The sequence below is a fragment of the Novosphingobium sp. Fuku2-ISO-50 genome (assembly GCF_001519055.1).
GTDB lineage: Bacteria > Pseudomonadota > Alphaproteobacteria > Sphingomonadales > Sphingomonadaceae > Novosphingobium.
On record NZ_KQ954293.1, the window covers coordinates 34,914 to 59,790 of the forward strand.

Annotated in this window: 21 protein-coding genes; 10 read left to right on the forward strand and 11 right to left on the reverse strand. The window is 63.7% G+C overall.

Features of this window, described 5'->3' with window-relative positions; all coding sequences use genetic code 11:
• Positions 1–56: 56 nt before the first annotated feature.
• Genes AQZ50_RS12390 through AQZ50_RS12400 form a run of 3 tightly spaced genes read left to right on the forward strand, consistent with a single transcriptional unit; the run spans position 57 to position 3,116 of the window.
• Positions 57–977, forward strand: coding sequence for an aromatic ring-hydroxylating oxygenase subunit alpha (locus AQZ50_RS12390; protein WP_067746785.1), 921 nt, complete (start codon positions 57–59; stop codon positions 975–977).
• Positions 978–987: 10 nt separating this feature from the next.
• Positions 988–2,052 (forward strand): aromatic ring-hydroxylating dioxygenase subunit alpha, encoded by a 1,065-nt coding sequence (locus AQZ50_RS12395; RefSeq protein WP_231730266.1) that lies wholly within the window; start codon positions 988–990, stop codon positions 2,050–2,052.
• Positions 2,049–3,116, forward strand: a complete 1,068-nt coding sequence (locus AQZ50_RS12400) for an LLM class flavin-dependent oxidoreductase (protein ID WP_067746786.1) — start codon at positions 2,049–2,051, stop codon at positions 3,114–3,116. The genes AQZ50_RS12395 and AQZ50_RS12400 overlap by 4 nt, the downstream gene beginning before the upstream one ends.
• On the opposite strand, the gene AQZ50_RS12405 is transcribed toward AQZ50_RS12400, so the two are convergent.
• The 3 genes from AQZ50_RS12405 to AQZ50_RS20095 are packed head-to-tail and all read right to left on the reverse strand — an operon-like array spanning position 3,111 to position 6,407.
• On the reverse strand, positions 3,111–3,953 hold the full coding sequence (locus tag AQZ50_RS12405) for an SDR family NAD(P)-dependent oxidoreductase (protein ID WP_067746787.1): 843 nt from the start codon (positions 3,951–3,953) through the stop codon (positions 3,111–3,113). The genes AQZ50_RS12400 and AQZ50_RS12405 overlap by 6 nt on opposite strands.
• The gene (locus AQZ50_RS12410) at positions 3,950–5,596 is read right to left on the reverse strand and encodes an FAD-dependent oxidoreductase (RefSeq protein WP_067746788.1); all 1,647 of its coding nucleotides are present in this window, start codon (positions 5,594–5,596) and stop codon (positions 3,950–3,952) included. The genes AQZ50_RS12405 and AQZ50_RS12410 overlap by 4 nt, the downstream gene beginning before the upstream one ends.
• A gap of 4 nt (positions 5,597–5,600) precedes the next feature.
• On the reverse strand, positions 5,601–6,407 hold the full coding sequence (locus tag AQZ50_RS20095) for a nuclear transport factor 2 family protein (RefSeq protein WP_082703625.1): 807 nt from the start codon (positions 6,405–6,407) through the stop codon (positions 5,601–5,603).
• 122 nt (positions 6,408–6,529) lie between these two features.
• Here AQZ50_RS20095 and AQZ50_RS12420 point away from each other — a divergent pair, with 122 nt between their 5' ends.
• Genes AQZ50_RS12420 through AQZ50_RS12430 form a run of 3 tightly spaced genes read left to right on the forward strand, consistent with a single transcriptional unit; the run spans position 6,530 to position 9,789 of the window.
• On the forward strand, positions 6,530–7,807 hold the full coding sequence (locus tag AQZ50_RS12420; protein ID WP_067746789.1) for an MFS transporter: 1,278 nt from the start codon (positions 6,530–6,532) through the stop codon (positions 7,805–7,807).
• A 12-nt stretch (positions 7,808–7,819) separates the two neighbouring features.
• Positions 7,820–8,971, forward strand: coding sequence for an oxidoreductase family protein (locus AQZ50_RS12425; RefSeq protein WP_067746790.1), 1,152 nt, complete (start codon positions 7,820–7,822; stop codon positions 8,969–8,971).
• Between the two features lie 2 nt (positions 8,972–8,973).
• On the forward strand, positions 8,974–9,789 hold the full coding sequence (locus AQZ50_RS12430; RefSeq protein ID WP_231730267.1) for an SDR family NAD(P)-dependent oxidoreductase: 816 nt from the start codon (positions 8,974–8,976) through the stop codon (positions 9,787–9,789).
• A gap of 161 nt (positions 9,790–9,950) precedes the next feature.
• On the opposite strand, the gene AQZ50_RS12435 is transcribed toward AQZ50_RS12430, so the two are convergent.
• The 8 genes from AQZ50_RS12435 to AQZ50_RS12470 all read right to left on the reverse strand — a co-directional run bounded on the left by AQZ50_RS12435 (position 9,951) and on the right by AQZ50_RS12470 (position 19,962).
• Positions 9,951–10,871 (reverse strand): TIGR03619 family F420-dependent LLM class oxidoreductase, encoded by a 921-nt coding sequence (locus AQZ50_RS12435; RefSeq protein WP_067746791.1) that lies wholly within the window; start codon positions 10,869–10,871, stop codon positions 9,951–9,953.
• An 83-nt stretch (positions 10,872–10,954) separates the two neighbouring features.
• A complete protein-coding gene (gene cofC / locus AQZ50_RS12440) occupies positions 10,955–11,521 on the reverse strand; it encodes a 2-phospho-L-lactate guanylyltransferase (RefSeq protein ID WP_067746792.1) in 567 nt (188 codons plus the stop codon).
• Entirely contained in the window at positions 11,518–12,441 is a 924-nt protein-coding gene (gene cofD / locus AQZ50_RS12445; protein WP_067746793.1) for a 2-phospho-L-lactate transferase, read from the reverse strand. The genes cofC and cofD overlap by 4 nt, the downstream gene beginning before the upstream one ends.
• On the reverse strand, positions 12,438–13,163 hold the full coding sequence (gene cofE, locus AQZ50_RS12450; RefSeq protein WP_067746794.1) for a coenzyme F420-0:L-glutamate ligase: 726 nt from the start codon (positions 13,161–13,163) through the stop codon (positions 12,438–12,440). Before cofE ends, cofD begins: the two co-directional genes overlap by 4 nt.
• A 2-nt stretch (positions 13,164–13,165) precedes the next feature.
• Positions 13,166–13,816, reverse strand: coding sequence for an NADPH-dependent F420 reductase (npdG, locus tag AQZ50_RS12455; RefSeq protein WP_067746795.1), 651 nt, complete (start codon positions 13,814–13,816; stop codon positions 13,166–13,168).
• Positions 13,810–16,137 carry a 5-amino-6-(D-ribitylamino)uracil--L-tyrosine 4-hydroxyphenyl transferase CofH gene (gene cofH, locus AQZ50_RS12460; RefSeq protein WP_067746796.1) on the reverse strand — a complete coding sequence of 776 codons (2,328 nt, stop codon included), beginning with the start codon at positions 16,135–16,137 and terminating at the stop codon, positions 13,810–13,812. The genes npdG and cofH overlap by 7 nt, the downstream gene beginning before the upstream one ends.
• 120 nt (positions 16,138–16,257) lie before the next feature.
• Positions 16,258–17,187, reverse strand: a complete 930-nt coding sequence (locus AQZ50_RS12465; RefSeq protein WP_067746797.1) for a 3,5-dioxohexanoate:acetyl-CoA acetone transferase — start codon at positions 17,185–17,187, stop codon at positions 16,258–16,260.
• A 90-nt stretch (positions 17,188–17,277) separates the two neighbouring features.
• On the reverse strand, positions 17,278–19,962 hold the full coding sequence (locus tag AQZ50_RS12470) for a winged helix-turn-helix domain-containing protein (RefSeq protein WP_197412475.1): 2,685 nt from the start codon (positions 19,960–19,962) through the stop codon (positions 17,278–17,280).
• Positions 19,963–20,152: 190 nt separating this feature from the next.
• Here AQZ50_RS12470 and AQZ50_RS12475 point away from each other — a divergent pair, with 190 nt between their 5' ends.
• The 4 genes from AQZ50_RS12475 (at position 20,153) to AQZ50_RS12490 (ending at position 24,871) form a co-directional block, all read left to right on the forward strand.
• Positions 20,153–21,316, forward strand: coding sequence for an acyl-CoA dehydrogenase family protein (locus AQZ50_RS12475; protein ID WP_067746798.1), 1,164 nt, complete (start codon positions 20,153–20,155; stop codon positions 21,314–21,316).
• Positions 21,317–21,344: 28 nt separating this feature from the next.
• Entirely contained in the window at positions 21,345–22,346 is a 1,002-nt protein-coding gene (locus AQZ50_RS12480) for a quinone oxidoreductase family protein (RefSeq protein ID WP_067746799.1), read from the forward strand.
• Complete coding sequence (locus AQZ50_RS12485) at positions 22,343–23,122, forward strand: SDR family oxidoreductase (protein WP_067746800.1); 780 nt, start codon at positions 22,343–22,345, stop codon at positions 23,120–23,122. The genes AQZ50_RS12480 and AQZ50_RS12485 overlap by 4 nt, the downstream gene beginning before the upstream one ends.
• Positions 23,123–23,215: 93 nt before the next feature.
• On the forward strand, positions 23,216–24,871 hold the full coding sequence (locus AQZ50_RS12490; RefSeq protein ID WP_067746801.1) for a class I adenylate-forming enzyme family protein: 1,656 nt from the start codon (positions 23,216–23,218) through the stop codon (positions 24,869–24,871).
• Positions 24,872–24,877: the final 6 nt, after the last annotated feature.

A 24,877-nucleotide genomic window follows, 5' to 3' on the forward strand; every position in this document is an offset into this window, starting at 1 on the left:
TAAATTGTCATCTGTCAATTTTATCCGAAGAACACAATTCCTGGGGATGATTCGCAATGGCGCAAGACGCGTGGTGGGCCGTGGCCCGCTCCGAAGAAGTCACCTCGGCCAAGCCGATCAACGTCGATATCGGTGATCAACCGGTGGTGCTGTGGCGCGACCAGCACGGCGCAGCGCACGCGCTCGAAGACCGCTGCCCGCATCGCCGGGCGCCGCTGTCGCTGGGCTGCGTGCTGGGCAACGGCATGATCCAGTGCGGCTATCACGGCTGGACATTCGATGGCGAAACCGGCCATCTCAAGAACATTCCCAATCTGAAAAGCGATGCCAAATTCCCGCCGATCTATCGCGCGACGCCATTTGGCGTCGCGGAAAGCGCCGGGTTCGTAAGGGTCTGCCTGAATGCCAAGGCCACCGCGCCGGTTGCCACCAACGAGAATTTGCCGTTGTCGGGCACGGTCAATGTTGCGCTCGATCATGACCAGTACATTGCCGCACTGTTCGACGATCCCGCACTGGTTCTGGCGATGCGTGGCGTACGCTTCACCCCCTATCTGACGACTGAACTGATCGTCGAGCAGGGCCTGCTGGTGATGGAACGGTCGTGCCAGTGGGCCGGACCGCATTGGCCTGCGCCGTTCAGTTCGGATTTCCCGATCAGCCTGCGCATCGCCACCGATCCGCTGACCGGTGAGAGCGAACTGTCCTTGCGCGACGATATGCTGCGCCCGGTGCTGACCGCACGCATCGCGCCGGTCCCTGCCGCAAGAGGGGTTACGCAAGTGCGCTGGCGGGCCAGACTGGCGCCGCAAAGATCGGGTCTGATGGCAAGAGCGATGGGAACGGGAACGCCCTTCACGCTGCGTTCGGCGATCGACGGCGCCGCGTTGCGGGTGCTCAAACCCTCGGCTTCGATCCACGCCGCCGCGCTGCGTGCGGAACTGACCGCGCGTGCCCAGCAATCCAGCGCAGCCTGAGGAGGCAACGATGCTTGATGTCACACATCCTTCGAGCAGCGATGATCACGGCGATGCTATCCCGTCCGATCCGCGCGAATTCGCCGCCAAGGTCAATGCGTGGGTGCCGCACGATATCGTGCTGAAGGATGCATGGTTCCCCCTCGCCCACAGCTTTGCCGTCACCGCCAAACCGGTGCGCCGCGCGGTCTATTCGCAGCCTTATTTCCTGTGGCGCGAACACGGCGTGGCGCTCGCCTCGGAATTTCACCCCGCTGCGGGCCTGATCGGCGCCAAGAGCACGTTTTCCGATGCCGCCGGTCGCTATCCGGTGATCGAAAAATACGGCTATGTCTGGGGCTGGTTCGGCAATCCGGCCAATGCCGCGCCCGAACATGTGCCCAGCCTGCCCTATCTGCCCGAAGAGGGCGGATTGCCGTTGCATATGCTGGGCACGGTGCGGTTCGACTGCACCGCCCCGCTCAGTCTGGAAAACCTGATCGACCTTACCCATGCCGATTTTCTCCACGCCGATGTCGTGGGCGACGAGATAATGGACAAGGAAACCGTCGAAGTGTTCCACGACAGCGAAACAATCACGATGGTCCGCACGTGCGTCAACAAGTCGGTTGCGCCGATCATGAAGTGGTTTGGCGGGGTCAAATCCGACGTTCAGCAAGTGCGCCAGGTGATCCGCATCTATCTGCGCAGCCATGCCGCGATCGCCTATGGTCGTTTCAGCCCCGGCGACAATGTCCAGTTGTTTCACCCGTGCGTGCCCGAAACGCGGGACCGCACCCGGCTGGACTATGCGATGAACACCACCAACGTCAAAAAAACCAATCTGTTCCGGTATTTGATGCCCAAGGCCAGCTACAAGGTGTCGCGGCAGGACAGCACCATGACCAGCCCGCAAAGCCCACGCTACATGCATCCCGAAAAGCGCAAGGATCTCCATTCACCGCTCGACGAGGCCGGACAGAAATATCGCGTTCTGATGCTGGCACTGGCCGAAAGACAGGCGCGCGGCGACTATGCCTATCGCGATAATGTCAGCGCCGATTGCAGCGATATTATTGGATACCAAAAACCATGACCACACTGACCAATGCCACAGGCGGGGAACGCCGCTGGTGGGGCGTCATGCCTGTCCTGCCCGCCCCGATGATGGGCGGCATCGCCAAGCAGATGGAGGCAGTCGGATTTGAAGGCTGCTTTTCGTTGCAGATCTATGGCCCGCCGTTCGTGCCGATGGCAGCGGTCGCCGCGCTGACCGACACGCTCAAGGTATCGACCGGGATTGCCGTGGCTGGAACACGCAGCCCGGTGGAAACCGCATTTGCCGCGATCGAACTCGACCGCATCAGCCAGGGCCGCTTCGTGCTCGGGCTGGGTACTTCGCTGCACAGCGCGATCTGCGGGATTTACGGAGAGCCCAAACGCAAATTGCTGTCGCACTTGCGCGAAGTGATCGCGGCGGTGCGCTATATCAACGCCAATGCGCACAAGGGGATGGAGCCGATCCACGGCGAATATTTCAACGCCGAATGGACCGAAATGATGCTGACCCCGCCACCGGTGCGCGAAGCCATTCCGATCTGGGTGGCCGCGCTCAAGGACAAGCTGACCAGTCTGGCGCTTGAGGTCGGCGACGGGTTGATGGTGCACGCGCTATGGACGGTTGATTACACCGTGCAGAAAAAGGCCTTCATCGAAGGCGAGCTTGCCCGCTTCGGACGCCGGCGCAGCGATGTGGAAGTCAACGCCTGGCCCTGGGTCGCGATCAACGACGACAAGCAGCAGGCCATCAACGACAGTCGCGCCACAGTGGCGGGCTATGCCGGATACAAGGAATACGAACCGTTCTTCGACGCGATCGGCTTTGGCGACATGGCCCGCGCCTGCCAGCTGGCCGCCGGTGAACACGGCAATGTCGACAGCGTGATCGACAATGTCAGCGACGACATGGTCGAAGCCTTCGTCAAATGCGGTTCGGTCGATGAAGTGCTCGACAAGCTGGAACCGTTCTGGGGCGTGGTGGATTCGCTTTGCCCGATGACGCCCTATCGCAATTTGTCGATGGAACAACTGACCCAATACAACACCGCCATCTACGCCATGGTGGCCGAGGCCAAACGCCGCGCGGGCCAGGTTTCATAGGCCGGGACGCGTCGCGAGGGCCGTGCTGATCGCCCACAGCCGTTCCGCCCCCTCGCGGCTTTGCGCGGCGAGTGTCGTCCTGGCCACTTTGCGAGACGCGAAATACGCGCCTGTCACATCGGGCGCGCCACCTTGCGCCAACCACAGAATCGTGTCCGCCCCTTGTTCCGGGGAGAGCTGAAATGGCCGGGAAAAACGATACATCGCCTTGACCAGCCAGTTGCCGTGCGCCGGAAAATTGGTCGCGACCAGCCCCGGATGCACCGCATTCACCCGGATGCCGTCGGCGGCGACCCGTTCGGCCAGCGCCCGCGCGTGCAGGATATTGGCCAGTTTGGACTGGGCATAGGCATTGCCCGGGCTGTATTTCCCGGTCTGCTGCAGATCGTCCCACAGCATGTCCTTTACAAAGCGATGCGCCACCGATGCAGTGTTGATCACGTGCGCCCCCGGCGCTGCCGCGCGCAACAGGGGCAACAGCCGATTGGTCAGCACAAACGGGGCAAGATGATTGGTGGCAAAGCCGTGTTCCAGCCCGTCTGCGGTAATCACCCGCGCGGCGGGAATGAACCCGGCATTGTTGGCCAGCACATCGATGCGGTCGGTCAGCGCCGCGACGGAATCGGCCAGACGCTCCATTCCGGCAAAGGTCGACAAGTCTGCCAACAGCATGTCGACCTTTGCCGATGGCGCTGCCGACCTGATCGCGGCGAGCGCAGTCGCCGCGCGCGCCGCATCGCGCCCCTGCGCAATCACCCGCCAGCCGGCCCTGGCCAATTCGCGCGCAACGACCAGACCTATGCCGGAACTGGCGCCCGTGATGACGATGGTTTTCATGCCGTGATAGACCTGCCTGCGATGAACCCCGTCGCCATGGCCGGGCCAACGTTGCAGCCATGCGCCGGGGATTTGCCCTGCCAGATCGAATTGGCATCGAGCCCGGCGGCCCACAAGCCCGCAATCGGCGCGCCGTCCGCGCCAATTACCCGGCACTGGCTGTCGATCCGCACGCCAACCGTGGTTGACCCATCGCCGGGAAAAATTTCGATCGCATAATACGGCCCGTCACCCACAGGCCCGAAGCAGGGATTGGGCAGATGTTTGGGATCGCCGATCTCGGCATCGATGCGGGTATCGCCTTTGCCGAATGCGGTGTCCTTGCCAGTGGCGGCATCGGCGGCGACTTTGGCGACGGTCGCTTCAAGCCCTTTGGCATCGACCCCGATCTGCACCGCGAGGTCCGCCAGCGTCGGCGCGGTCTTCAGATAGCCGTCCGCCACCAGTTCCTTGATCTTGCCACCGCCGGGCAGCACCAGCCCCATGCCGTATTTCTTCACGAAGGCGCCATTGGCGATGATATGTGCAGGCACCGTGCCGGTTGCATGCATCGCCTCGACAAAATGCACGCTGGCCTCGTTGGCAAAGCGCCGGCCTTGCCGGTTCACCGCGATGCAGCCGGGTTTGGACATGTCGATCAGATGCGCATAGCGTTCGAGATAGCCATCGGCGCGGCGGCGCTTTGACACCACCGCCCACACCGCGTTGACGTGGTTTTCCGCGCCCATCGCCGCGCCAGCCGCAGTCGCCGCATTGATGCCGTCACCGGTGTTTTCATAGGGCAGGATCGAAACGTGCTGTTCGGCAAAGGGAATATAGGCCTTGCGCATCTCGGCATTGGCGGAAAACCCGCCCGACGCGAGCACCACGCCTTTGTTCGCGCCGATTTCCACCAGAGCGCCGTTGATCAACGCGCGCACGCCGGTCACCCGGCCCTGGTTGACCACCAGCGACTCGACCGCAGCATTTTCGTGGCACGCAACCCCCGCCTTCAGTGCCGAATGAAACAGGCGCCCGACCAGCGCGGTGCCCATCGTCAGCCGCGAACCCCGGCCCAACTTGCGCTTGTCGAGCGCAAAGCGGATCGCGATCTTGGCCATGTGCCACAAGGCACCGGGCGCGGGCAGCCGTGCAATATAAGGCAGATCGAACAAGTCGATCATCATCCCGCCCGGCGCGTTGAATTCCTCGCGCGGTTTCGACAGGCGGGCAAAGTCGGCGCCCAGTTGCCTGCCGTCGAATTCGGTCGGCGCCAGCAACCTGCCGTGATCCATCGCGCCCGCAACATCGGGATACCAATCGCTCGACGGCGGAGACAAAAGGAACTGCACATCGGTTTTGGCGGCCAGCCATTCGACCATGGCCGGGCCATTGTCGATATAGCCGTCGATCAGCGCCTTTTCCGCCCGGTTTCCGACCACGCCCAGCGCATAACCGCGCGCCTTGTCCAGCGTGTCGTCCACGCGTTCGGCGCGTGCCTGCGGGCTGCATGGAATCCAGATTCCGCCACCCGAAATCGCGGTCGTCCCGCCGAAATGCGCCGCCTTTTCCAGCACTGCGACTTTCAGCCCGGCCTTCGCCGCGACCAGCGCCGCCGTCAGCCCGGCCGCGCCCGAGCCCATGATCACCACGTCATAGTTCATCGCATCATTCTCCCACGCCCATCAGGGCACGCATGGTCTTGTCATCGATGCCGAGTTGCCCGGCACAATCGAGCGCATCCCAATATTCGCGCCACGAGGTCACCCGCCCCGCTTCGTCGAGATCGAACACGCCCACAACATGCGTCGTCGTGCGCTGGCCAGTGGCCAGTTGGCGCACCGTATCCACCCGCTCGGTAAACACGGTGCGGCCCGCGACCGCGACATGGAGGATATCGCAAGCGCATTCGTCGTAGAGCAGATATTGGCGCTCCAGCTCCGCCACGATGGCATCGGCGCCGTGGCGCACCGGAGCCAGCGGCACGATCGGCTGATAGCGCGCATCATCGGCCAGAAAACCACGCAGCGCCAGGCCATCGAGCCTATCTGTGTGAAACAGCGCCAGAAAATCACGCACGATCTGTTCGGCATCGCTCACCGGGGCAAAGAACGCTGCGACTTTACCCGTGTCAAAATATTCGCGCCCGTGAACGATCAGCCCGCCCCGTACCACAAACAGGTCGTGATATTCGTTGCGATAGATCCGCTCGCCGAAATGGATTTCCGAACGGACCTCGCACGTGACGGTATCGCCCTCGGCAATCATGCCGATAATCTCGACTTTGCGCCGATCGGCGGCGAGCAGCATCGCTTTCACCTGATCGGTATAGGATTGCCGCGAGATTGCGCCCCCGCCGATCACCCACCAGTCACAATCAGGCGCCTGCAACGCCTCGATCACGTCGATATCTCCCGATGCGATCGCGCCGAGGAAGCGGCGGACGATGGCCTTGTTTGCTTGCGAGTCCTGCATCCCTGATCCCCTTTGCTGGCGACGTTGTCCGGCAGAGCGCGCGCCTTCACGCCTTCCCTCGGACAGGTTGCGCGCAGACGACGCGTGCGATGTTGACCGCTGCATAAGGGAGAGATCGGGGCTTGACCCACACCACTGTCATATCAGGATACCGATGGTACGTGCTGGCCGCGCTGACTTTGGCGCAGACTTGCCATGGGCTCGATCGCGCGGTGATCGGTCTGGTCTTGAAGCCGATCGGCAGCGAATTCCATTTGACCGGTGCGCAATTGGGCCTGCTGGCGGGGCTGGCCTATGGGTTGCCGTTTGCACTGGCGGCGATCCCGTTCGGCTATGCGGCCGATCGCTTTACCCGCAAATCGCTGCTGACCGGCGCCTTGCTGGCGTGGAGCGGGGCGACTGCGCTGTGCGCGATGACCGGCGGCTATGCCGGCCTGCTCGGCGGGCGCGCGGCCGTCGGCCTGGCTGAAGCCGGGGGCTCGCCCACCGGGCTGTCGATCCTGTCCGATTATTTCGGCGCGGATCGGCGATCGACCGCGATCGGCATCTGGTATCTGAGTTCCGGCATCGGCTTTGCGGTGGCCTTTTTTGTGGGCGGCATGATTGTCGCCAATCATGGCTGGCGCATCACCTTTCTGGTGGCGGGGCTGCCCGGTCTGCTGGTTGCCCCGCTGGTGTTCCTGACAGTGAAAGAGCCCCGGCGCGGCGCACTCGATCGCATTGCGGGCACGCTCTCGAAAGAAACGCTCGCCCACCGGCTGCGGCTGCTGTTTGCCCGCCCCGGCATCGCCTGGGGCGTTCTGGCGATCACCTGCATCGCCACCGGCATTTACGGAATGAGTACCTGGCTGGTCACGTACCTCGTCGACAGCCATGCGATGTCGTTGCCCCGTGCCGGAATGATCGTGGCGATCGCCTATGGCCTGCTCGGATCGGTGGGCGGGCTGGGGGCCGGTTGGGGCGTGGACCGGGTGCACGCGCGCGCCGGTGGATTCGATTCCGCGCGCACGGCGTGGATCGGTGCCGGCATTCCCGTAGTGACCGCAATCACCGGACTGGCCGCCGTTTCGGCACCATCGAGCAGCGCTGCGGTGGCCTGGATCATGGCCGCCGGCATGTTCAGCGCGGCCTACAACGGCCCGGTCAACGCGATGATCGTCACACAAGCCGGGCCGCAATTGCGCGGGCTCGCCGTGGCCTGCGTACAGACGAGCGCAAACCTGATCGGGGTGGGCCTTGGCGCCTGGCTGATCGGCAAAGTGAGCGATGTGGTCGGCGGCAGGAACGGTGTAGCCTGGGGCATTGGCGCGGCGATGATCTTCTGCCTGTTCGGCGGCGTGTTCCTGATGCTCGCCGCATGCCAGATCCGGGCGCACGCACCCGCGCCCGACGCTTATTAAAAGGAGACGACGATGGATCCCCACGCCAAGCCCGAATATGTCAATCCGGTCATCGACCCCAATTGCGTGCCCCGCCCCTATCCGGCGCGCACCGGCCATTTGCCGACTTCGCTGGACGATGTGACTGCGCAATGGCTCGGCCAGATCATGAGCAACAAATACCCCGGCGTAGTCGCCAGATCGATGGAATCGGTCGAACTGCTCAACAGCCACACCACCAAATGGCGCGTAAAAGTCGATTGGAACGAAGCCGGGGTGGCCGCCGGGCTGCCTGCCAATCTGTGTCTCAAGGCCAACTGGTCGGGATCGTTCGACAACGTTGATATCCATGCGGTCGAAGCCCGGTTCTATCATTTCATGGTCCACGAAATGAAAGTGCCGACCGCCACCTGCTATTATGCCGATTGGGACGACGATGGCAGCGCGCATGGCTTTGTCGTGCTCGAAGATCTGGTTCAGCGCGGCGGAAAATTCGGCCACAGCACCAATGCCAACGGCGTCGACATGATCATGAGCAACCTCGAAGGGTTGGCCGGGCTGCACGGCAGCCTGTGGGGCAGCGACAAGATCAGCGTGGCCAATGCCCCTTGGTTGCAAACGCAGATGGATACCCCGGTCGACAGCGATCAGGTGCGCATCATGTGGCAATGGATCGCGCTCAATCTCGAAGATCCGGCGTTCTGCGCCATCGCGCCAAAACATTACCTTGCCGATCCGAGCAAAGTCGAACGCGCGTTCGACCGACTGGGCGAGATCGAGCGGGCGCAGACCACGCCCTATTGCATCGTGCTGGGCGATTGCCATCAGGGCAACACCTATATCCTGCCCGACGGCAACCGGCTGTGGCTCGACTGGCAACTGGTGCGGCGCGGCCGCCCCTGGCGCGATCTGACCTATTTCGTGATCGGCGCGCTGAGCATCGACGAACGCCGCCACCATCACAAGGACATGGTGAAGCAATACCGCGACTACCTGATCGCCACCGGCGCACAGGGCGTGCCCAGCTTTGATGAAGCGTGGGAACAGACGCGGCTGTGGGTCATGTACGGCATTCAGGCCTGGGTCGCCAATCTCGACGCCTGGGGCCAGAACGGCGTGCCGATGAACGAACGCTTTTTCACCGCTGCCGAAGATTACGGCACCTGGGGCTTGTTGGGAGAATAGAGATGGGATTGGTTGCAGGCAAAATCGCGATCGTTACCGGCGCCGGAGCCAATATCGGCGAGGCTTGCGCAAAGATGCTCGCCGCACAGGGCGCAAGTGTGGTGATTGCCGATATCAACGTGGCTGGCGCCCATCGCGTTGCAGACGAGATAACCGCAGCAGGTGGCCGGGCATTGGCGCATGGCGTCGATCTTGGCGACGAGGGCAGCATCGCCGCGCTGATCGCGGCAACCATCGCCCATTTCGGCAAGCTCGACGTACTGCACAACAACGCCGCCAACACCGGCGCGGGGCAGATGAACCGCGACGGCGCTCTTACCGCGATGGAGCAGGACGTGTGGGATGCCGCTTTTGCCATCAACACGCGCGGCACGATGCTGATGACCAAGCATGCCGTGCCGCACCTGATCGTAGCGGGCGGCGGATCGATCATCAACACCAGTTCGGGCGTATCGCTGCTCGGCGATGTGCTCAACCCCGCCTACAGCGCGTCAAAAGCGGCGGTCAACGCATTGACGCGCAACACCGCAACGCAATTCGGGCGGCAGAACGTGCGTTGCAACGCCGTCCTGCCGGGGCTCGTGCTGAGCCCGGTGGCGCGGGCACAGATGACCGAGGCGCAACTCGCGATGATCCAGCGGCACGTGCTGCTGCCGCGCGAAAGCGTCGCCAACGACATCGCCGGGGCGGTTACCTGGCTGGCGTCCGATCTGGCCGGCTTTGTCACCGGCCAGATCATCTCGGTCGATGGCGGGATCTGCCATCATCAGCCGCATTATGCCGACATGATGGACATGTTCGCCGCCGCGCAAGCCTAAGTGTGGTGGATTTGAAATTCGCCTCATTAAGCGGCTAGGTACGGAGCGAATTTCAAATCCTTGAACCACACTGGAATCAAATGTTTCCAGTGACCCGAATCTGAAGTTCGCACCCGCCTGGCCTCTTGGTCAGGCGAACTTAAGATTCGGGTCACCAGGCCCTAAACGAGGGGCATGATTTCCTCGGCCACCCACTGCTGACGATCGAGCCAGTCCTGCTCGCCGGTGATGCCCTTGGGCAGCGGCACGATCGTCTGGGTGATGCCCAGGTCTTTCAACCAGCCGATCTGGTCGAGGATCTTCTGCTTGTCCTGTGTGCCCGGCGCGCGCGGATCGCCGATCACTTCGTGATGCGCGCCGACATTGAGCATTTCCAGCGCGAAAAAGAATTCCAGCGGGCGCCCGTCATACTCGGGCTGCGACGTGATGAAATCGATGCATTCGGGGAATTTCTCCGGCGGCGTGCGAAACGGTGACCAGCCGTTGCCGAACCGCGCCACACGCTTCATCACGGCTTGCGCATCGCCTCCGAACCAGATCGGCACGCCCGGTTTCTGCACCGGCTTGGGCGCAAAGCCGCAATCCCTGAAGCTGACGAATTCGCCTTCGAATTCGGGATTTTCCTTGGTCCACAGTTCGATGATTGCCGCGACATATTCGTCCGCCATGCGCCCGCGTTTGGCGAACGGCACACCCAGCATGTCGAACTCGGCCTCCAGCCAACCGACGCCGAACAGCGCCTCGGCGCGTCCGCCAGTCAGCCAGTCGAGCGTCGACCAGGCTTTGGCCTGCACGATCGGGTTTTGCAGCGGCAGGATCGACACCGACGACGACAGGCGCAGATTCTTCGTCTGCCCGCCGATGAAACCCAGCGCCACGACGGTGTGGAAATACCAGTCGCCCGACAGCGCGATATGGTCGCGCGGGATGATGAAATGTTCGCCCAGCATGCATTTGTTGAATCCGAGCGTATCGGCGGCAGTCATCAGCCGACCGACATCCGCGCCGCTCAAGGCACCTTCCCATGGCTGGGTCAGCGCCGCGACTTTCATGCTGTTGGGCACACCCACGTTGAGTTTCATGCCGATTCCCTCTTGCTCAGCCCGTTACAGCCGCACGTTCGAAGGTTTTCGGGCTTGACGGGCCTGCCCGACGGAAGGTCGGATCAGAGCGTGAGTCCCAGGGCGCACAGCGCCAGCGCATCGTCGGGCGTGTCGAGATCGATCATCAGGCCCTCGCGCGCAACCAGCGCCATGTCGGCACCTTGCGCAAGGTGCCGCCGACAGCTGTCCTGCCCGAAGCAATAGTGGAAATCACGGCCATCGGCGATGGCCAGCGCATTGGTGCCAAGGCCTGCGCGATCGTGCGCCAGCGCCACGCCATGCTGTTGCGCGGCCATCAACAGCGCATCGATATCTGCCGCGCCCAGCAGCGGCAGATCGGCATGAACGACCAGCACCGGCGATGGCCAGACCGAGGCGCGCCATGCCTGCAATTCGGCGTTGAGGCCGCGCCCGAGATCGCGCTGCCATGCGCCGGTCCAACCCGCGATGCGCCGCGGCGACAGCACATCGATCTGCGCCAGTGCCGAAACCTTTGACAGCGTGTGCAGCACATGATCGGCCATGCGCCCAACCAGATCGTCGCGCTGTGCCGGATCAAACAGCGGCGAAAGGCGCGACTTGCCGAGGGCGCCCTGCTTGATCGGCACCACCGCGCGCCAGCCGGTCATCGCAAGTCCAGCGCCAGCGCCAGCGCGACGCGGGCAACGCGCTCGCGATCGCCCCGGTCATGCATCAGCGTATCGGTGCGTGCGACCGGCACATCGCCCGGCGCGGCATCCTCGCCGTGGACGACCATGCCTGCCATCCAGCCCTGATAATGGGCGGCAATCGTGTGATTGTTCACCGCCAGCCCCAGTTCCGCCATCAGCTTGGCGGTCGGTCCCTTGACCGCCTTGCCTGCAACCAGCGGCGAGACGACCACTACCGGAGCGCGCGTGTCGATCAGGGCCTGACGGATCGCCGCGACCGCGAGGATCGGATCGATGCTCAGCCACGGGTTCGACGGCGCGATCAGCACCACATCGGCACAGGCGATCGCCTCGATCACACCCGGCGCGGGACGAGCGGTTTCGGCGCCGACGAAGTCGACCGCGCGCACCGCCGGTCGGCATTGGTGTTCGACAAAATAGCGCTGAAAGGCGAGCAACCCCTGATCGGTATCGACCCGGGTTTCCACCGGATCTTCGCTCATCGGCAAGATCGTCAGCCCCAGCCCCCACTGGCGCGCGAAATCGCCGACGATCCGTGACAAGGGCTCGCCCCCCGCCAGCCGCGCGCTGCGCAGCACATGCAGCGCGAGATCGCCGTCGCCCAGATTGAACCAGTCTTCACCGCCCAGCGAACGCAGCGCCGCCATGAACGACCATGTCTCGCCCTCGCGCCCCCAGCCCAACGTGCGATTGGCCTTGCCCGACAGGGTATAGAGCAAAGTGTCGATATCCGGCGAGATCGCCAGCCCGAAATGGCGGAAATCGTCGCCGGTGTTGACCACCGCAGTCAGGTCGGCAGGTGCGAGGATCGCGCCCAGCCCTTCGACCAGCTTTGCGCCACCCACTCCGCCGGTCAGGACCGTGACTTTCGGGCTCATCGGAACAAGTCCTCGTGCACCGGCCGCAGCAAGGCATTCGCAGTCTGCGGCGGCGAGCCCTTGCGCAACCCGCGCACGATACACACCGGCAAGCCCTCGGCACCTTCGCCCATCACCAGCCCCGCCGCCGCCGCAACCGCGTCGGCCAGTGCAATCTGCGTGGCCTGCAACACACGTCCATCGCGATCGGTCTCGCCGCGCTGGTCGATCACGGCAGCAAGGCCCGCAAGTCCGATCGCCACATTGACCGTGCCGATCCGCCAGGGGCGGCCGAAACTGTCGGAAATGACCACGGCCACGCCTGGCTCCTGACGCGCAGCGATCGCCGCCGCGCTGCGATCGGGATCTTCGGGCAGCAACAGCAATTGGCCCGGGCGCCCCTCGCCAATGTTCGACGCATCGATCCCGGCATTGGCCATGACATGGCCGAGCCGGTGCCGCGTAATCAGCACATGAGGCGCCTTGCGCACCACTTCGGTCGATTCGCGCAAGATCAGTTCGACATGCGCGGCATCCTTGCGCACTTCGGCGGCGAGCGCGATGGCCTTTGCCGACGGGGTAATCGTCGCGGGATCGACAAACCGGTTCTCGGCCTTCGAGACGATCTTCTGGGTGACCACCAGCACATCGCCCGACCTCGCGCCGCAATCCGCCAGCAGCGCGGGCAGATCGGTGCCCGGACCGATTTCGGGCAACCCGCTTACAGGAATGATTTCAAGCATCGTCAGGCCAGCAAGTTCCCGGTTACGCGGATACCCGCGCCATCGACAGCATAGAACTTGTTGATGAAAATCAACAGCGACGTCATCGCCTCCGCAGCAGCCGAATTGGCAAGTGCGCCGCCGTGCACCCCGCGCAGGCCAATCCGACCGGCCAGTTCGACGATCGCCGCGCGGTCATCCTTGCTGTCGCCAAACACCAGAATGTCGCAGTCGAGCGCCACATCCTGAGCCAGCTTGTGCGCCGCGACATTGTGAAAGCCGCTGACCAGCCGGATGCCCTCGCCCAGCACGCCGCGCGCGCGCTCTGCCGCAGAACCTTCGGGCGGCAATTGCACGCGCATGACTTTGGGCGGGACCAGCGGCACGGTGGTGTCGACCACCAGCTTTCCGGCCAGCACTGGCGCAATCTCGCGCAGTGTATCTGCCTGTGCCGCAAACGGCACGGTTACGAATACCACATCTGCGGCAGCAGCGGCATCGCGGTTGGCCATGCCGGTCAGCCCGTGGCCCAGTTCGGCGGCCCTGGCCTGTGCCGAGGCGGCATTGCGCGACCCGATCACCACGTTGTGCCCGGCGCGGGCGAGCCGCCACGCCAGCGCGGCACCAAGTTGGCCGGTCCCGCCGACCACCGCCAAAGTCTGATCGATCAAGATACATTCTCCAAATCATGCACCGGCTCGACCTTCAGCCGATAAGTCGTGGTACGCTCAACCAGCGGTCGGCCGATCCGCCCGGCCAGCGCGCGCATCTCGGCAACGCCGAAGAGTTGACCATTGACCCCGCCCGCCGCGCGGGTGATCGATTCGTCCATCAATATGCCGCCCAGATCGTTGGCGCCCGATTGCAGCATCGTGGCGGCGCCATCGGGACCAAGCTTCACCCAGCTGGCCTGGATATTGGCAATCGCGCCATCAAGCGCGATGCGCGCGACCGCGTGCATCAGCACCGTTTCGCGCCATGTCGGGCCCGACCGGGTCTGCCCCTTGCGCCAGTTGGGCGCTTCCATATGCACAAATGGCAACGGCACGAATTCGGTAAAGCCGCCGGTTTCCTGCTGAAGCCGGCGAATGTGCAACAAGTGCACCGCCCAGTGGTCATAGGTCTCGACATGGCCGAACATGATCGTTGCGGTCGATTTCAGACCGACTTTGTGCGCTGCGCGCATCACCGCCAGCCAGTCGTCGGTCATGATCTTGTCGGGGCAGATCTGGCGACGAATGTCATCGGACAGGATTTCCGCCGCCGTCCCCGGCAAAGTCGCCAGCCCCGCCTGCTTCAATCCGGCAAGATAGTCTTCGTAAGACAGGCCCAGCGTCGTTGCGCCGTGGTGCACTTCCAGCGGTGAAAAGGCATGGACGTGCATATCGGGCACCGCCGCCTTCACCGCCGCAACGATACCGCGATAGGTGTGGCCGTCAAAGCCGGGATGGATGCCGCCTTGCAGGCACACCTCGCTGGCCCCACGCTCCCTCGCTTCGACGACGCGGCGGGTGATTTCGGCATGGTCGATGTTGTAGGCAGGGCCGCGCTCGCTGCGCGTGCTGCCTTTTGAAAAGGCGCAAAAGCCACAGCGGTAGAGGCAGATATTGGTATAGTTGATGTTGCGGTTGACGACGTGGGTGACTGCATCGCCGACCCGATCCTGACGCAGTTCATCGGCCAGACGGCACACCGCGTCGAAATCGCGTCCTTCGGCGGTGAACAGCCGTGCAACTTGCCGCCCGGTCAGTTCCTCGCCCTGTTCGGCCAGACCCAGCGCCACGGAAATCTGCGGATCGCGACCGGTGACCAGCGATGGCAACAGGTCGGGCGCCACGGCTCCGGTGCCGGGATGCCAATCGATTTCGCGCAGCAGGCCCCGCGCATCGACAGCGCGGCGGATGCATGTTTGCAGCGCCGGGTCGGCCCAGGTTTCGACAGCGCGGGCGAACGCGGGGCCGATCGCCAGACGCTGGCGCAAATGGCGGCCCGCGCCTTCGGTCTCGGTTTCCAGCTTGACCAGATGCGGCCAGGGCGCTTCGGGATTGACATGATCGGGCGTGACCGGTGACACCCCGCCCCAATCGTTGACCCCTGCACGCACCAGCCCCGCCAGTTCGCCGGCTCGCAAATTGGGCGGCGCCTGAATCGTCATCTGCGGCCCCAGGATCAGCCGCGCGGCGGCGATCGTCCACAAGTGCTCGTCGAGCGGCAAGTCACCATATTGGCCCATCAGCGTATCGGGCTTGGCGCGGAAGTTCTGAATGATCACTTCCTGCACGTGGCCATACCGCGCGTGGAGATCGCGGATCGCCAGGAGCGCCTCGATCCGCTCGGCGCGCGTTTCGCCGATCCCGATCAACAGCCCGGTGGTGAACGGCACTCGTGCCTCGCCGGCCAGCCGGATCGATTCAAGCCGCGCGCGAGGCGCTTTGTCGGGCGATCCGTGATGTGCAAAGCCCTTGGCACAAAGGCGTTCGGCCGTGCTTTCCAGCATCAGGCCCATCGACGCCGACAAGGGACGCAACGCCGCATAATCGGCTGCGTCCATCAGCCCGGGATTGAGATGCGGCAGCAGGCCGGTTTCGCGCAGGACCATCGCCGCGGCCGCCGCAACATAGTCCAGCGTGCTGGCAAAGCCGCGCGCATCGAGCCATTCGCGCGCCACGCGATAGCGATCTTCGGGCCGATCCCCCAGCGTGAACAGCGCCTCGCGACACCCGGCCTGTTCGCCCGCGCGGGCAATTGCCAGCACTTCGTCAAGGTCGAGATAGGGCGCAGGAAGCTGGCTCGGCCGCTGCGCAAACGTGCAGTAATGACATACATCACGGCACAGCCTGGTCAGCGGGATGAACACTTTGCGCGAATACGTGACGACCGTGCCGTGCCCGGACAGAGTCAGCGCCTCGGCCTCGGCCATCAGTCTTGCAAGCGGACGCGATTCCAGCCGATCGAGCCAATCGCGTGCGTCTTCGGGATCCCACCACTGGTCCATCGGCTATAGCCCCCCTCTTGCGGCGGCAAGGCCGCGAATGGTCACGAGCGGGTCCAGGCGGGCGAATCGCCAACCACGATCAGGTCATGGCCAAGCTTCACCGCGCATCCTCCCCAAGCTTCAGATTTCGACCCGATCACCACCCTTTAGGTCGAGGATTGCGCGCGCTTCGTCGGGTGTGGCGACCGACAGCCCCAGCCCCTCGATGATCTGCCGTGCCGTGGCGACCTGTTCGGCATTGGTCTGCGCCAGACGCCCCGGCCCGCCCCACAGCGAATCTTCAAGCCCGACGCGAACATTGCCACCCATCGAGGCCGCCATCGCGACAACGCTCATCTGCTTGGCCCCGGCGCCCAGCACCGACCATTCGTACTGGTCGCCAAACAGCCGGTCGGCTGTGCGCTTCATATGCATCACATCGTCGGGATGACTGCCGATCCCGCCCAAAATGCCGAAACAGGTCTGTACGAACAGCGGTGCCTTCACCAGCCCGCGATCGAGAAAATGCGCCAGGTTATAAAGATGCGCGGTGTCGTAGCATTCGAATTCGAACCGCGTGCCGAGCGGTGTCAACAGCGCGAGCAAACCCTCGATATCCTTGTAGGTGTTTTTGAACACCAGATCGCGCGAGGCTTCGAGCACGTGTGGTTCCCAGTCGTGTTGCCAGTCCTTGTACCGGTTCAGCATCGGAAACAGGCCGAAGCCCATCGTCCCCATGTTGAGACTGGCGACTTCGGGCTGAAACCGGGTCGCCGGACGCAGCCGCTCCTCCAGCGTCATCGACGGATGGCCGCCGGTGGTCAGGTTGATCACAGCATCGGTGCGCTGCTTGATGACTTTCAGAAACGGTTCGAACAGATCGGGGTTCTGATCGGGGCACCCATCGACCGGATTGCGCGCGTGCAAATGGATGATCGCCGCGCCCGCCTGTGCCGCACCGATCGCCGCATCGGCAATTTCCTGCGCGGTGACCGGCAGATAGGGCGACATCGACGGGGTATGGATGGCCCCCGTCACCGCGCAACTGATGATTACCTTGCCTTTGGCCATGGCCTGCGCTCCTGCCGAATTATCAATTTCCGGTTCGGTGTTAGAAAGTCCGCTGCGCGCGGCACCCTGTCCTTCGATAGGGATCGACAATCAGGCGAGAATGCCGAACTGGCGTGCGCGGATCACCGCTTGCGGTCGGCGGCGCACGCCCAGCTTGTCATAAATCTGCTGCATGTACCATTTGACCGTGCCTTCGGTCAGACCGAGCCGATCGCCGATCTCGCGATTGCGCAAGCCGCCGTTGACCAGCGTGAGGATTTCCACTTCGCGCTGCGAAAGGCCGCTGCCGAGGCCGAAATCTTCGTCTTCATCTTCTTCCTCGATCTGCGGTCGGCCCTTGAGCATCGACACCAGCCGCGCTGCAAAGCGGTCTACGGGCGTATCGAGTACCGGCCCGCTGCCATAGGATTCGATCAGCAGCGACGCGATCGCTTCTCCCTCGTCGATAAACGGGCGCATCCAGCCGCCCGGCTCGGCCAGTTCGACCGCCGAGCGCAGCGCGCGGCGCGCTTCCGAACGGTTGCCCGACAGCACCGCGATTTCCGCCAGCAACAACTCGAACGTCACCGCCGAGCGCACCGCCCCGCGCTTGCGCACGAATTCCAGCCAGCGCTGCGCGATCTTGCGCGACCGGACCAGCCGAAAACGGTGCATTTCCAGGCGCAGCCAGGCAATCGACATCCATTCATTGAGCCGCGTCGGATTGAGCGTGGGCACCGGCTCGCCATCAAATTTCAGATCGCTGGACCAGAACAGTTTTTCTGCCTGATCGAGCTGCCCCATTTTGACCAGCATGCGGATCTGTTCGGAAATGACCAGCGCGCGCAACCGGTCCAGCCCGCATTCGATCGCGACCAGATGCGCCTCTTCCAGCCCGGACAACGCGCTCGCCAGATCGCCCTGCGCGGCGGCCAGCCGCGCGCGCACCAGAAAGCCCGAGGCAAGTTGATCGACAAAGCCCCATTGGCGGATCGACGGCAGATAGCCTTCGACCAATCGCGCTGCCTCCTCCAGTTCGCCGCATTCGTAATGCAGTTCGGCCAGCGGCAGCGCGGGCAAGGCGGCGAGACCCGAAATCCGCCCTTCGATGGCGACGGCAAGCTTGTGCGCTTCGGTCAGGAACTGGCGCGCCATTTGCGTCTTGCCTTGGGCCACGAGCGTCGGCGCGACCGAAGATTTGAGCGCGATCGAGGCAAAATCCGAACCTGGCCGCCCCAGCGCCTTGCGCAGTTCCGCCTCCAGCCGCAGCATGTCGTGAAAGTGATAGAGTTCACGCCGCGCCGACAGCAACTGCGCCAGCAGCGTGCAACTGAGATAGGGGTGATCATCGCCCAGATCTTCAAGCAGGCGTTCGGATTCGCGCTCGACACAGGGCATGTTGTCGCGCGCCGCTTCGAGCATGATGCGGCGGTGGCGCCCCCGGAAACCCATCTGCGTCGCCGCAAATTCATCGAGTTCGCCGCCTTCGACTTTGGCAGCGATCGCCACCGCCGCCGCCTCGATCAGGCGTTCGGCCGATTTGAACGCCAGCCGCCGACTGCATCGCCACGACATCGCCAGCAACAGCTGCGGGCGCGTGTGCTGCAATTCCCATGGCAGTTGGCTCGCCAGTTCATCCAGACGGTACAGCAATCCGCCATAGATCATCGGCTCGGCCAACAATTCCAGTTGGTCGGCCAGGAACGCCCGGTCACCGCTCTGCTCGGCATGATCCAGCGCAAGCTGGAGATCGCCGTTGTCCGCATAATAGAGGCTTGCGCGCCGATGCAGCCGCGCCGCCCGGTCGGGCGCCCGTTTCATCAGCCGGCCAAACACCATTTCGCGAAACAGGGTATAATAGCGATAGCGACTCAATTCGCGATCGAGTTCGGTCAGGAACAGACCGCGCTGAAAGACTTCCTCCAGCATCATCCGGGCATCGTCGGTATCGACCACCGCCGCGCAGGCCGATGGCGTCAGTTCGCCGAGAATCGAGGTATCGATGATAAAGTCACGCAGGATCTGCGGCAGACCTTCAACCACTTCCTCATGGAAATAGCTGGCGAATTCATGGCGAAGACCGGTTGTGCCACCCGCCGGGGGATGGCCTTCTTCGGTGTCGCGCTGCCAGGCATCGGCGGCGAGAATCAGCCCCGCCGCCCACCCCTGGGTATCGGCAACGATCCGCTGGATCTCTACCGGAGGCACCGCGTGCCCCAGCAATTGACGGATCAGCGCGTCGGCTTCCTGCGCGCTGAAGCTGAGGTGCCGCACGCGCACTTCGACAAGGTACCCGAGTGAGCGCAAACGGGCGAGATTGACGCCCGGCTCCCCGCGCGAGGCAATCACCGTGGTCAACCCGTCGCGCGCGCTGGCAATGATCTGGTCGATGAATTCGCGGATATCGCGCGGCAGCGTCTGCGCATCGTCGATAAACAGCACCGGACGCGGCCCGGACAGCGCCGCCAGACCGCTCAACCAGCCGCGCAAGTCGGTCGGCGCATGCTGTCGGGGCAGCCAATGCCCCGCATCGAGCAAGGCCTGTTCGAGCGCGGCAAGAAACGATTCGAGCGTATCGAGGCCCGCGCGCGCCGCCATCCACAGGATCGGACGCCCCTGTGCCCGAAGCAGCTCTGCCCAACGCAGCATCGCCGTCGTCTTGCCAAAACCCGCCGGGCTGCTGACCGTGACAACGCGCGCCGCGCCGACGGTTTCGGCAAGATCTTCGATGGCCTGCCGCCGAACATAGCGATGCGCGGCGCGCGGCGCCACGATCGTAGTGGGAACTACGCCCATGTTCACAAACCTCTACCCTTGATCGAACGGGCTCGGGCCCGTCCTGTTGTCAGCGCTTATCCTGCATCAAGCCGCCCCGTGCAACAACGATCTCCTATCCACAGATAGGTTTTCACGACCCCTCTTGGAGCCAGAGCAGGCTGACTGATCGCGCCACACAACGGCTCGGCATAAGAGAGGCTGCGCTGCAATGGATTTTGACCTGCCGGAAGAGCACCGCGCCTTTCGCGACATGATCCACCGCTGGGTGGACAACGAATGCCCCAAGGACTGGGCGCGCAAGCTCGAAGCGGACGAAGACAACTATCCGCACGCGCTGTGGGACAAATTCACCGAGGCAGGCTTTCACGGCATCGGCATCGATGAGGCCTTTGGCGGCCAGGGTGGCGATGTGCTGATGCAGATGCTGCTGGCCCGAGAACTGGCGCGCAGCCTCGGCGGGCTGGCGTGGATCTGGGGCATCACCTCGTTTGCCGGATCGAAATCGATCGGCCTTTACGGCTCACCCACGCAAAAGGACAAATACCTGCCGCTGATCGCGTCGGGGCAGTTGAAGGCGGCGATTTCGTTCACCGAGCCTGCCGGCGGCACTGATCTGCTGGGGACCATGACCACGACCGCCACCAAAGTCGAAGGCGGCTGGGTGATCAACGGCGAAAAGATCTGGAGTTCGTCCGCGCATGTCGCCGACCGCCTGCTGTGCATCGCGCGGACCGACAGGAACGTCGAAAAAAAGCATCAGGGCCTGACGCTGTTCTGGGTCGATGCCAAGGCGCCGGGCATCACGATCACCCCGCTGCCAAAGCTGGGCATGCGATCGATGGGCAGTTGTTCGGTGGTCTATGACAATGCCTTCGTCGCCGATGAGGACGTGCTGGCAGAGCCCAACCGCGCCTGGTACACGCTGCTGCCCACGCTCAACAACGAACGGATCATGGTCGGCGCGTTCTGCCTCGGCGTGATCGACGGCGTGCTCGAAGACGCGCTGGATTACGTCAGGCAGCGCAAGGCATTCGGCAAGATCATCGGCCAGTTCCAGATCCTGCAACATTACATCGCCGACATTGCCACGATGCGGACGTCAACCGAACTGATGCTGCATTTCTGCGCGGCAAAGCAGGCGCGCGGCGAAAATGTCGGCACAGAGGCCAACATGCTGAAGCTGATGGCGTCGGAAAACGCCAACCGCGCCGCCGATCTGGGCATCCAGATCCTGGGCGGCATGGGCTATTCGGCCGAGACCGACATGCAGCGCTATTGGCGCGACAGTCGGCTGTGGCGGATCGGCCCGATCACCAACGAAATGGTCAAGAACGGCATCGCGGAATCGCTCGGCCTGCCGCGTTCGTTCTGATCCCCTGCAGATTGAGGAACAGCCCCAGATGAAAGCACTCCTGCTCGAAACGGCCGACGGCCCTTCATCGGTCCGCGTTGCCGAAGTCGAAACCCCCACGCCAAAGCCCGGCGAAGTGCGCGTTGCGATCAAGGCGGCGTCGATGAACCATCGCGAGATGTGGATCGCGCGCGGGCTCTATCCGGGCATGGTGCTGCCCACCACGCTCGGCTGCGACGGCGCAGGCGTGGTCGATGCGATCGGCGAAGGCGTGACCGGCGCTGCAATCGGCGACGAAGTGGTGATCTATCCCGGTCGCAACTGGGGGCCCAACCGCCATGCCCCGCAGGCGGCATTCGGCCTGCTCGGCATGCCGTTTGACGGCACCATGGCGCAATACATCTGTGTCCCCGCCGAAAACCTTGCCCCCAAGCCCGCCAAAATGACCTGGGAGGAGGCCGCAGCGACCGTGCTCACAGGGCTGACCGCGTGGCGCGCATTGATGTTCAAGGGGCAGCTTCAGCCCGGCGAAACCGTGCTGATCAGCGGCATCGGCGGCGGCGTTGCCACGTTCGGCCTGGCCTTTGCCGTCGCCCACGGCGCCAAGGTTTATGTCACCGGTGAAAACGAGGATGTGCTGGCCCGCGCCAAGGCGATGGGCGCATTGGGCGGCCTGCTCTACACCGATCCCGATTGGCGCAAGCAAGTCGGCAAGCTGACCGGCGGGATCGACGTCGTGCTCGATGGCGCCCCCGCGCCGAGCTATGCCAATTACGTCCGCGCGATCAATCCGGGCGCCCGGATCGTGATCTATGGCTCCACCGCCGGCGACAAGTTCGAAGTCACCGCCACCGGCATCTTCCTCAAAAGCGCCAGCATTGTCGGCAGTCAGGTCGGCGACCAACAGGATTTCCGCGACATGCTGGCGTTTGTCGACAAGCATGGCATCAAGCCGGTGATCGAAAAGACTTTCACGCTCGATCAATCGCCCGAGGCGCTGCTCTACCTCGAAAGCGGGCACAGCTTTGGCAAAGTGGTGGTCACCGTATGAGCGCGCTGTTCGACCTGTCGGGCAAGTTTGCGCTGGTAACGGGCGGCGCGCAAGGACTTGGCCGGATGATCGCCGAAGGGTTGCTGCGCGCGGGCGCGACAGTCGCGATCACCTCGCGCAAGGCCGATGCCTGCGAGGCGGCGGCGGCGGAAATGGCCGCGCTCGGTCGCTGCATCGCGCTGCCCTGCGATCTGTCATCACCCGAAGCCGCCGTCGATCTGGCGGGGCGCGTGCGCGCCGCGTGTGGCGGAAAATTGCATGTCATCGTCAACAACGCCGGCAAGACCTGGGGCGGACCGGTCGATTCTTTCCCCGACAAGGCCTGGCCCGGGGTGATGATGGTCAATGTCCAGGCGCCCTTCACGCTGTTGCGCGAATTGCTGCCCGAGCTCGAAGCCGCCGCCACGCCCGATGATCCGGCGCGGGTGATCAATATCGGATCGGTCGCGGGCAAAGTCACCGAGCGATTGAGCGCCTATTCCTATTCCGCCAGCAAGGCGGCAATTCACATGCTCAGCCGAGATCTGGCCGGCGATCTGGCGGCGCGCAACATCAATGTCAACGCGGTGATGCCGGGCTTTTTCCCGACCAGGATGACGGCGCATATGCGCGATGCCGAAGACGTCGATCCCAAAGTCCTGGCACATATTCCGATGCACCGGATGGGCCGCGCCGACGAAATCGCGGGCACGATCGTGTTCCTTGCCTCGCGCGCCGGGGGCTACATCACCGGGGCCGAAATTCCGGTCGATGGCGGGCTGGTCGGCTGTGGCTGAGCGGCGACCCTATCGGCGGAAAGGACAGGGGCGCGCGCCCGGCTGTCACACCGGCATGACATACGGTCGAGGGGGAGTGGCGTTTTGTCAGGCATGAGCGAAATTCCCGCCAGCATGCGCATCAGCGTCAGCCCGCTGGCCGATATGCTGTTGAAATCGTGGGACCGGGTGCCGCACAAGGAAGCACTGGTATTCCCGACCGGACGGCGCAGTTATGACGATGTCGTGCAATCGGTGTTGCGGCGCGCGCGTGGCCTGATCGGGCTTGGCATCGCCCCCGGCGATCATGTCGGCATCCTGTTGCCGTCGGGCGTCGAATTCATCGAAACACTGTTCGCCGTGGCCATGGTCGGCGGCGTATCGGTGCTGATGAACGCCCGCTATCGCGCGCCCGAAGTGCGTTACGTGGTCGAAAATGCCGATCTCGTGGCGGTTGTCACCAACAGCGAGGCGGATGAATTCGTCGACTTCGTCGCGCGCATGACCGAAGCATTTCCCGCGCTGGCGCAATGTGACGATGCGCCGGTGCTGGCCGATGCGCCCAAATTGCGGCGGCTGATCCTGCACGGCGGCAAGCACGCGCCGGGCTTTACCAACCAGGCCGCGTTCGACAGGGCGACCGAACGCACCAGCGAAGCGGCGGTGCACGAAATGCGGCTGGCGGTGCGGCTGCGCGATACGTGCATGATCCTTTATACCTCGGGCACGTCGGACAAACCCAAGGGCTGTCTGCTGAGCAACGAGGCGATCTGTCGCGAAGTCAGCAATCTGGCGCGCAACCGTTGGGCATTCGGCCCCGATGAACGCGTCTGGTCGCCGATGCCGCTGTTCCACATCGCCGCGATGCTGGCCATGCTCGGCGCGATCGAGGTCGGCGGAACGTATATCGGGCAACCGCATTTCGATCCAGGCGAAAGCCTGCGCCAGATCGAGGCGGAAAAGGCGACGATGGTGTTCCTGCCGTTCGTCACGTTCCATCAGGCGATGATCGCGCATCCGGACTGGGACAAGACCGACATGCGCTCGGTGCGGCTGATGAATTCCTGTTTCAGCCAGATGCCCAGGGCGGTTGGCGAGGCCTATCGCGCCAAGATGCCCGATGCACTGCAAGTCGGCACGTTCGGCATGTCCGAAGCCTGCGGCGTGGTGACCACCGGCGGCTATGACATGGACCCGGAACTCGGCTTCGAGGCGCTGGGCTACCCGCTGAAAGGCGTTTCGCTGCGCGTCGTCGATCTGGAGACCGGGGCCGACTTGCCCGTGGGCGAGCGCGGCGAAATCTGGATTCGCGGCTACAATATGCTCGACGGCTATTACCGCGACCCGCAAAAGACGGCTGAGGCACTGGATGCGGATGGCTGGTACCACAGCGGCGATATCGGCTCGCTCGACGCCAACGGCCATTTGCGCTTTCATGGCCGGTTCAAGGACATGCTCAAGGTCGGCGGCGAAAACGTCGCTGCCGCCGAAGTCGAAGCGGTGTTGAGCGCGCACGAGGCGGTCGAATTGGCGCAAGTGATCGGCATTCCCGACCCCCGGCTGGAGGAAGTTCCTGCCGCCTATATCAAGCTGCACAGCGACCAGAGTGTCGATCCGGACGCGTTGATCGCGTTTGTCCGCGATCGCCTTGCCTCGTTCAAAGTGCCGCGCCACGTACGCTTTGTTGACGAATGGCCGATGTCGGCGTCCAAGATCCAGAAGTTCAAGCTGCGCCAGCAGTTGATGGCCGAACTCGGCCTGGCGGATTGAGGAGAG

What these genes read in the sequence shown, in the direction of transcription:
- AQZ50_RS12485 (WP_067746800.1), top strand. Translation starts at nt 22,343, where the DNA reads ATGAGCGCGCTGTTCGACCTGTCGGGCAAGTTTGCGCTGGTAACGGGC.
- cofD (WP_067746793.1), bottom strand. Translation starts at nt 12,441, where the DNA reads ATGAGCCCGAAAGTCACGGTCCTGACCGGCGGAGTGGGTGGCGCAAAG.
- AQZ50_RS12475 (WP_067746798.1), top strand. Translation starts at nt 20,153, where the DNA reads ATGGATTTTGACCTGCCGGAAGAGCACCGCGCCTTTCGCGACATGATC.
- AQZ50_RS12470 (WP_197412475.1), bottom strand. Translation starts at nt 19,962, where the DNA reads ATGGGCGTAGTTCCCACTACGATCGTGGCGCCGCGCGCCGCGCATCGC.
- AQZ50_RS12425 (WP_067746790.1), top strand. Translation starts at nt 7,820, where the DNA reads ATGGATCCCCACGCCAAGCCCGAATATGTCAATCCGGTCATCGACCCC.
- AQZ50_RS12490 (WP_067746801.1), top strand. Translation starts at nt 23,216, where the DNA reads ATGAGCGAAATTCCCGCCAGCATGCGCATCAGCGTCAGCCCGCTGGCC.
- AQZ50_RS12435 (WP_067746791.1), bottom strand. Translation starts at nt 10,871, where the DNA reads ATGAAACTCAACGTGGGTGTGCCCAACAGCATGAAAGTCGCGGCGCTG.
- cofC (WP_067746792.1), bottom strand. Translation starts at nt 11,521, where the DNA reads ATGACCGGCTGGCGCGCGGTGGTGCCGATCAAGCAGGGCGCCCTCGGC.
- AQZ50_RS12395 (WP_231730266.1), top strand. Translation starts at nt 988, where the DNA reads ATGCTTGATGTCACACATCCTTCGAGCAGCGATGATCACGGCGATGCT.
- AQZ50_RS20095 (WP_082703625.1), bottom strand. Translation starts at nt 6,407, where the DNA reads ATGCAGGACTCGCAAGCAAACAAGGCCATCGTCCGCCGCTTCCTCGGC.
- AQZ50_RS12390 (WP_067746785.1), top strand. Translation starts at nt 57, where the DNA reads ATGGCGCAAGACGCGTGGTGGGCCGTGGCCCGCTCCGAAGAAGTCACC.
- AQZ50_RS12465 (WP_067746797.1), bottom strand. Translation starts at nt 17,187, where the DNA reads ATGGCCAAAGGCAAGGTAATCATCAGTTGCGCGGTGACGGGGGCCATC.
- cofE (WP_067746794.1), bottom strand. Translation starts at nt 13,163, where the DNA reads ATGCTTGAAATCATTCCTGTAAGCGGGTTGCCCGAAATCGGTCCGGGC.
- AQZ50_RS12480 (WP_067746799.1), top strand. Translation starts at nt 21,345, where the DNA reads ATGAAAGCACTCCTGCTCGAAACGGCCGACGGCCCTTCATCGGTCCGC.
- AQZ50_RS12430 (WP_231730267.1), top strand. Translation starts at nt 8,974, where the DNA reads ATGGGATTGGTTGCAGGCAAAATCGCGATCGTTACCGGCGCCGGAGCC.
- AQZ50_RS12400 (WP_067746786.1), top strand. Translation starts at nt 2,049, where the DNA reads ATGACCACACTGACCAATGCCACAGGCGGGGAACGCCGCTGGTGGGGC.
- AQZ50_RS12410 (WP_067746788.1), bottom strand. Translation starts at nt 5,596, where the DNA reads ATGAACTATGACGTGGTGATCATGGGCTCGGGCGCGGCCGGGCTGACG.
- cofH (WP_067746796.1), bottom strand. Translation starts at nt 16,137, where the DNA reads ATGGACCAGTGGTGGGATCCCGAAGACGCACGCGATTGGCTCGATCGG.
- AQZ50_RS12405 (WP_067746787.1), bottom strand. Translation starts at nt 3,953, where the DNA reads ATGAAAACCATCGTCATCACGGGCGCCAGTTCCGGCATAGGTCTGGTC.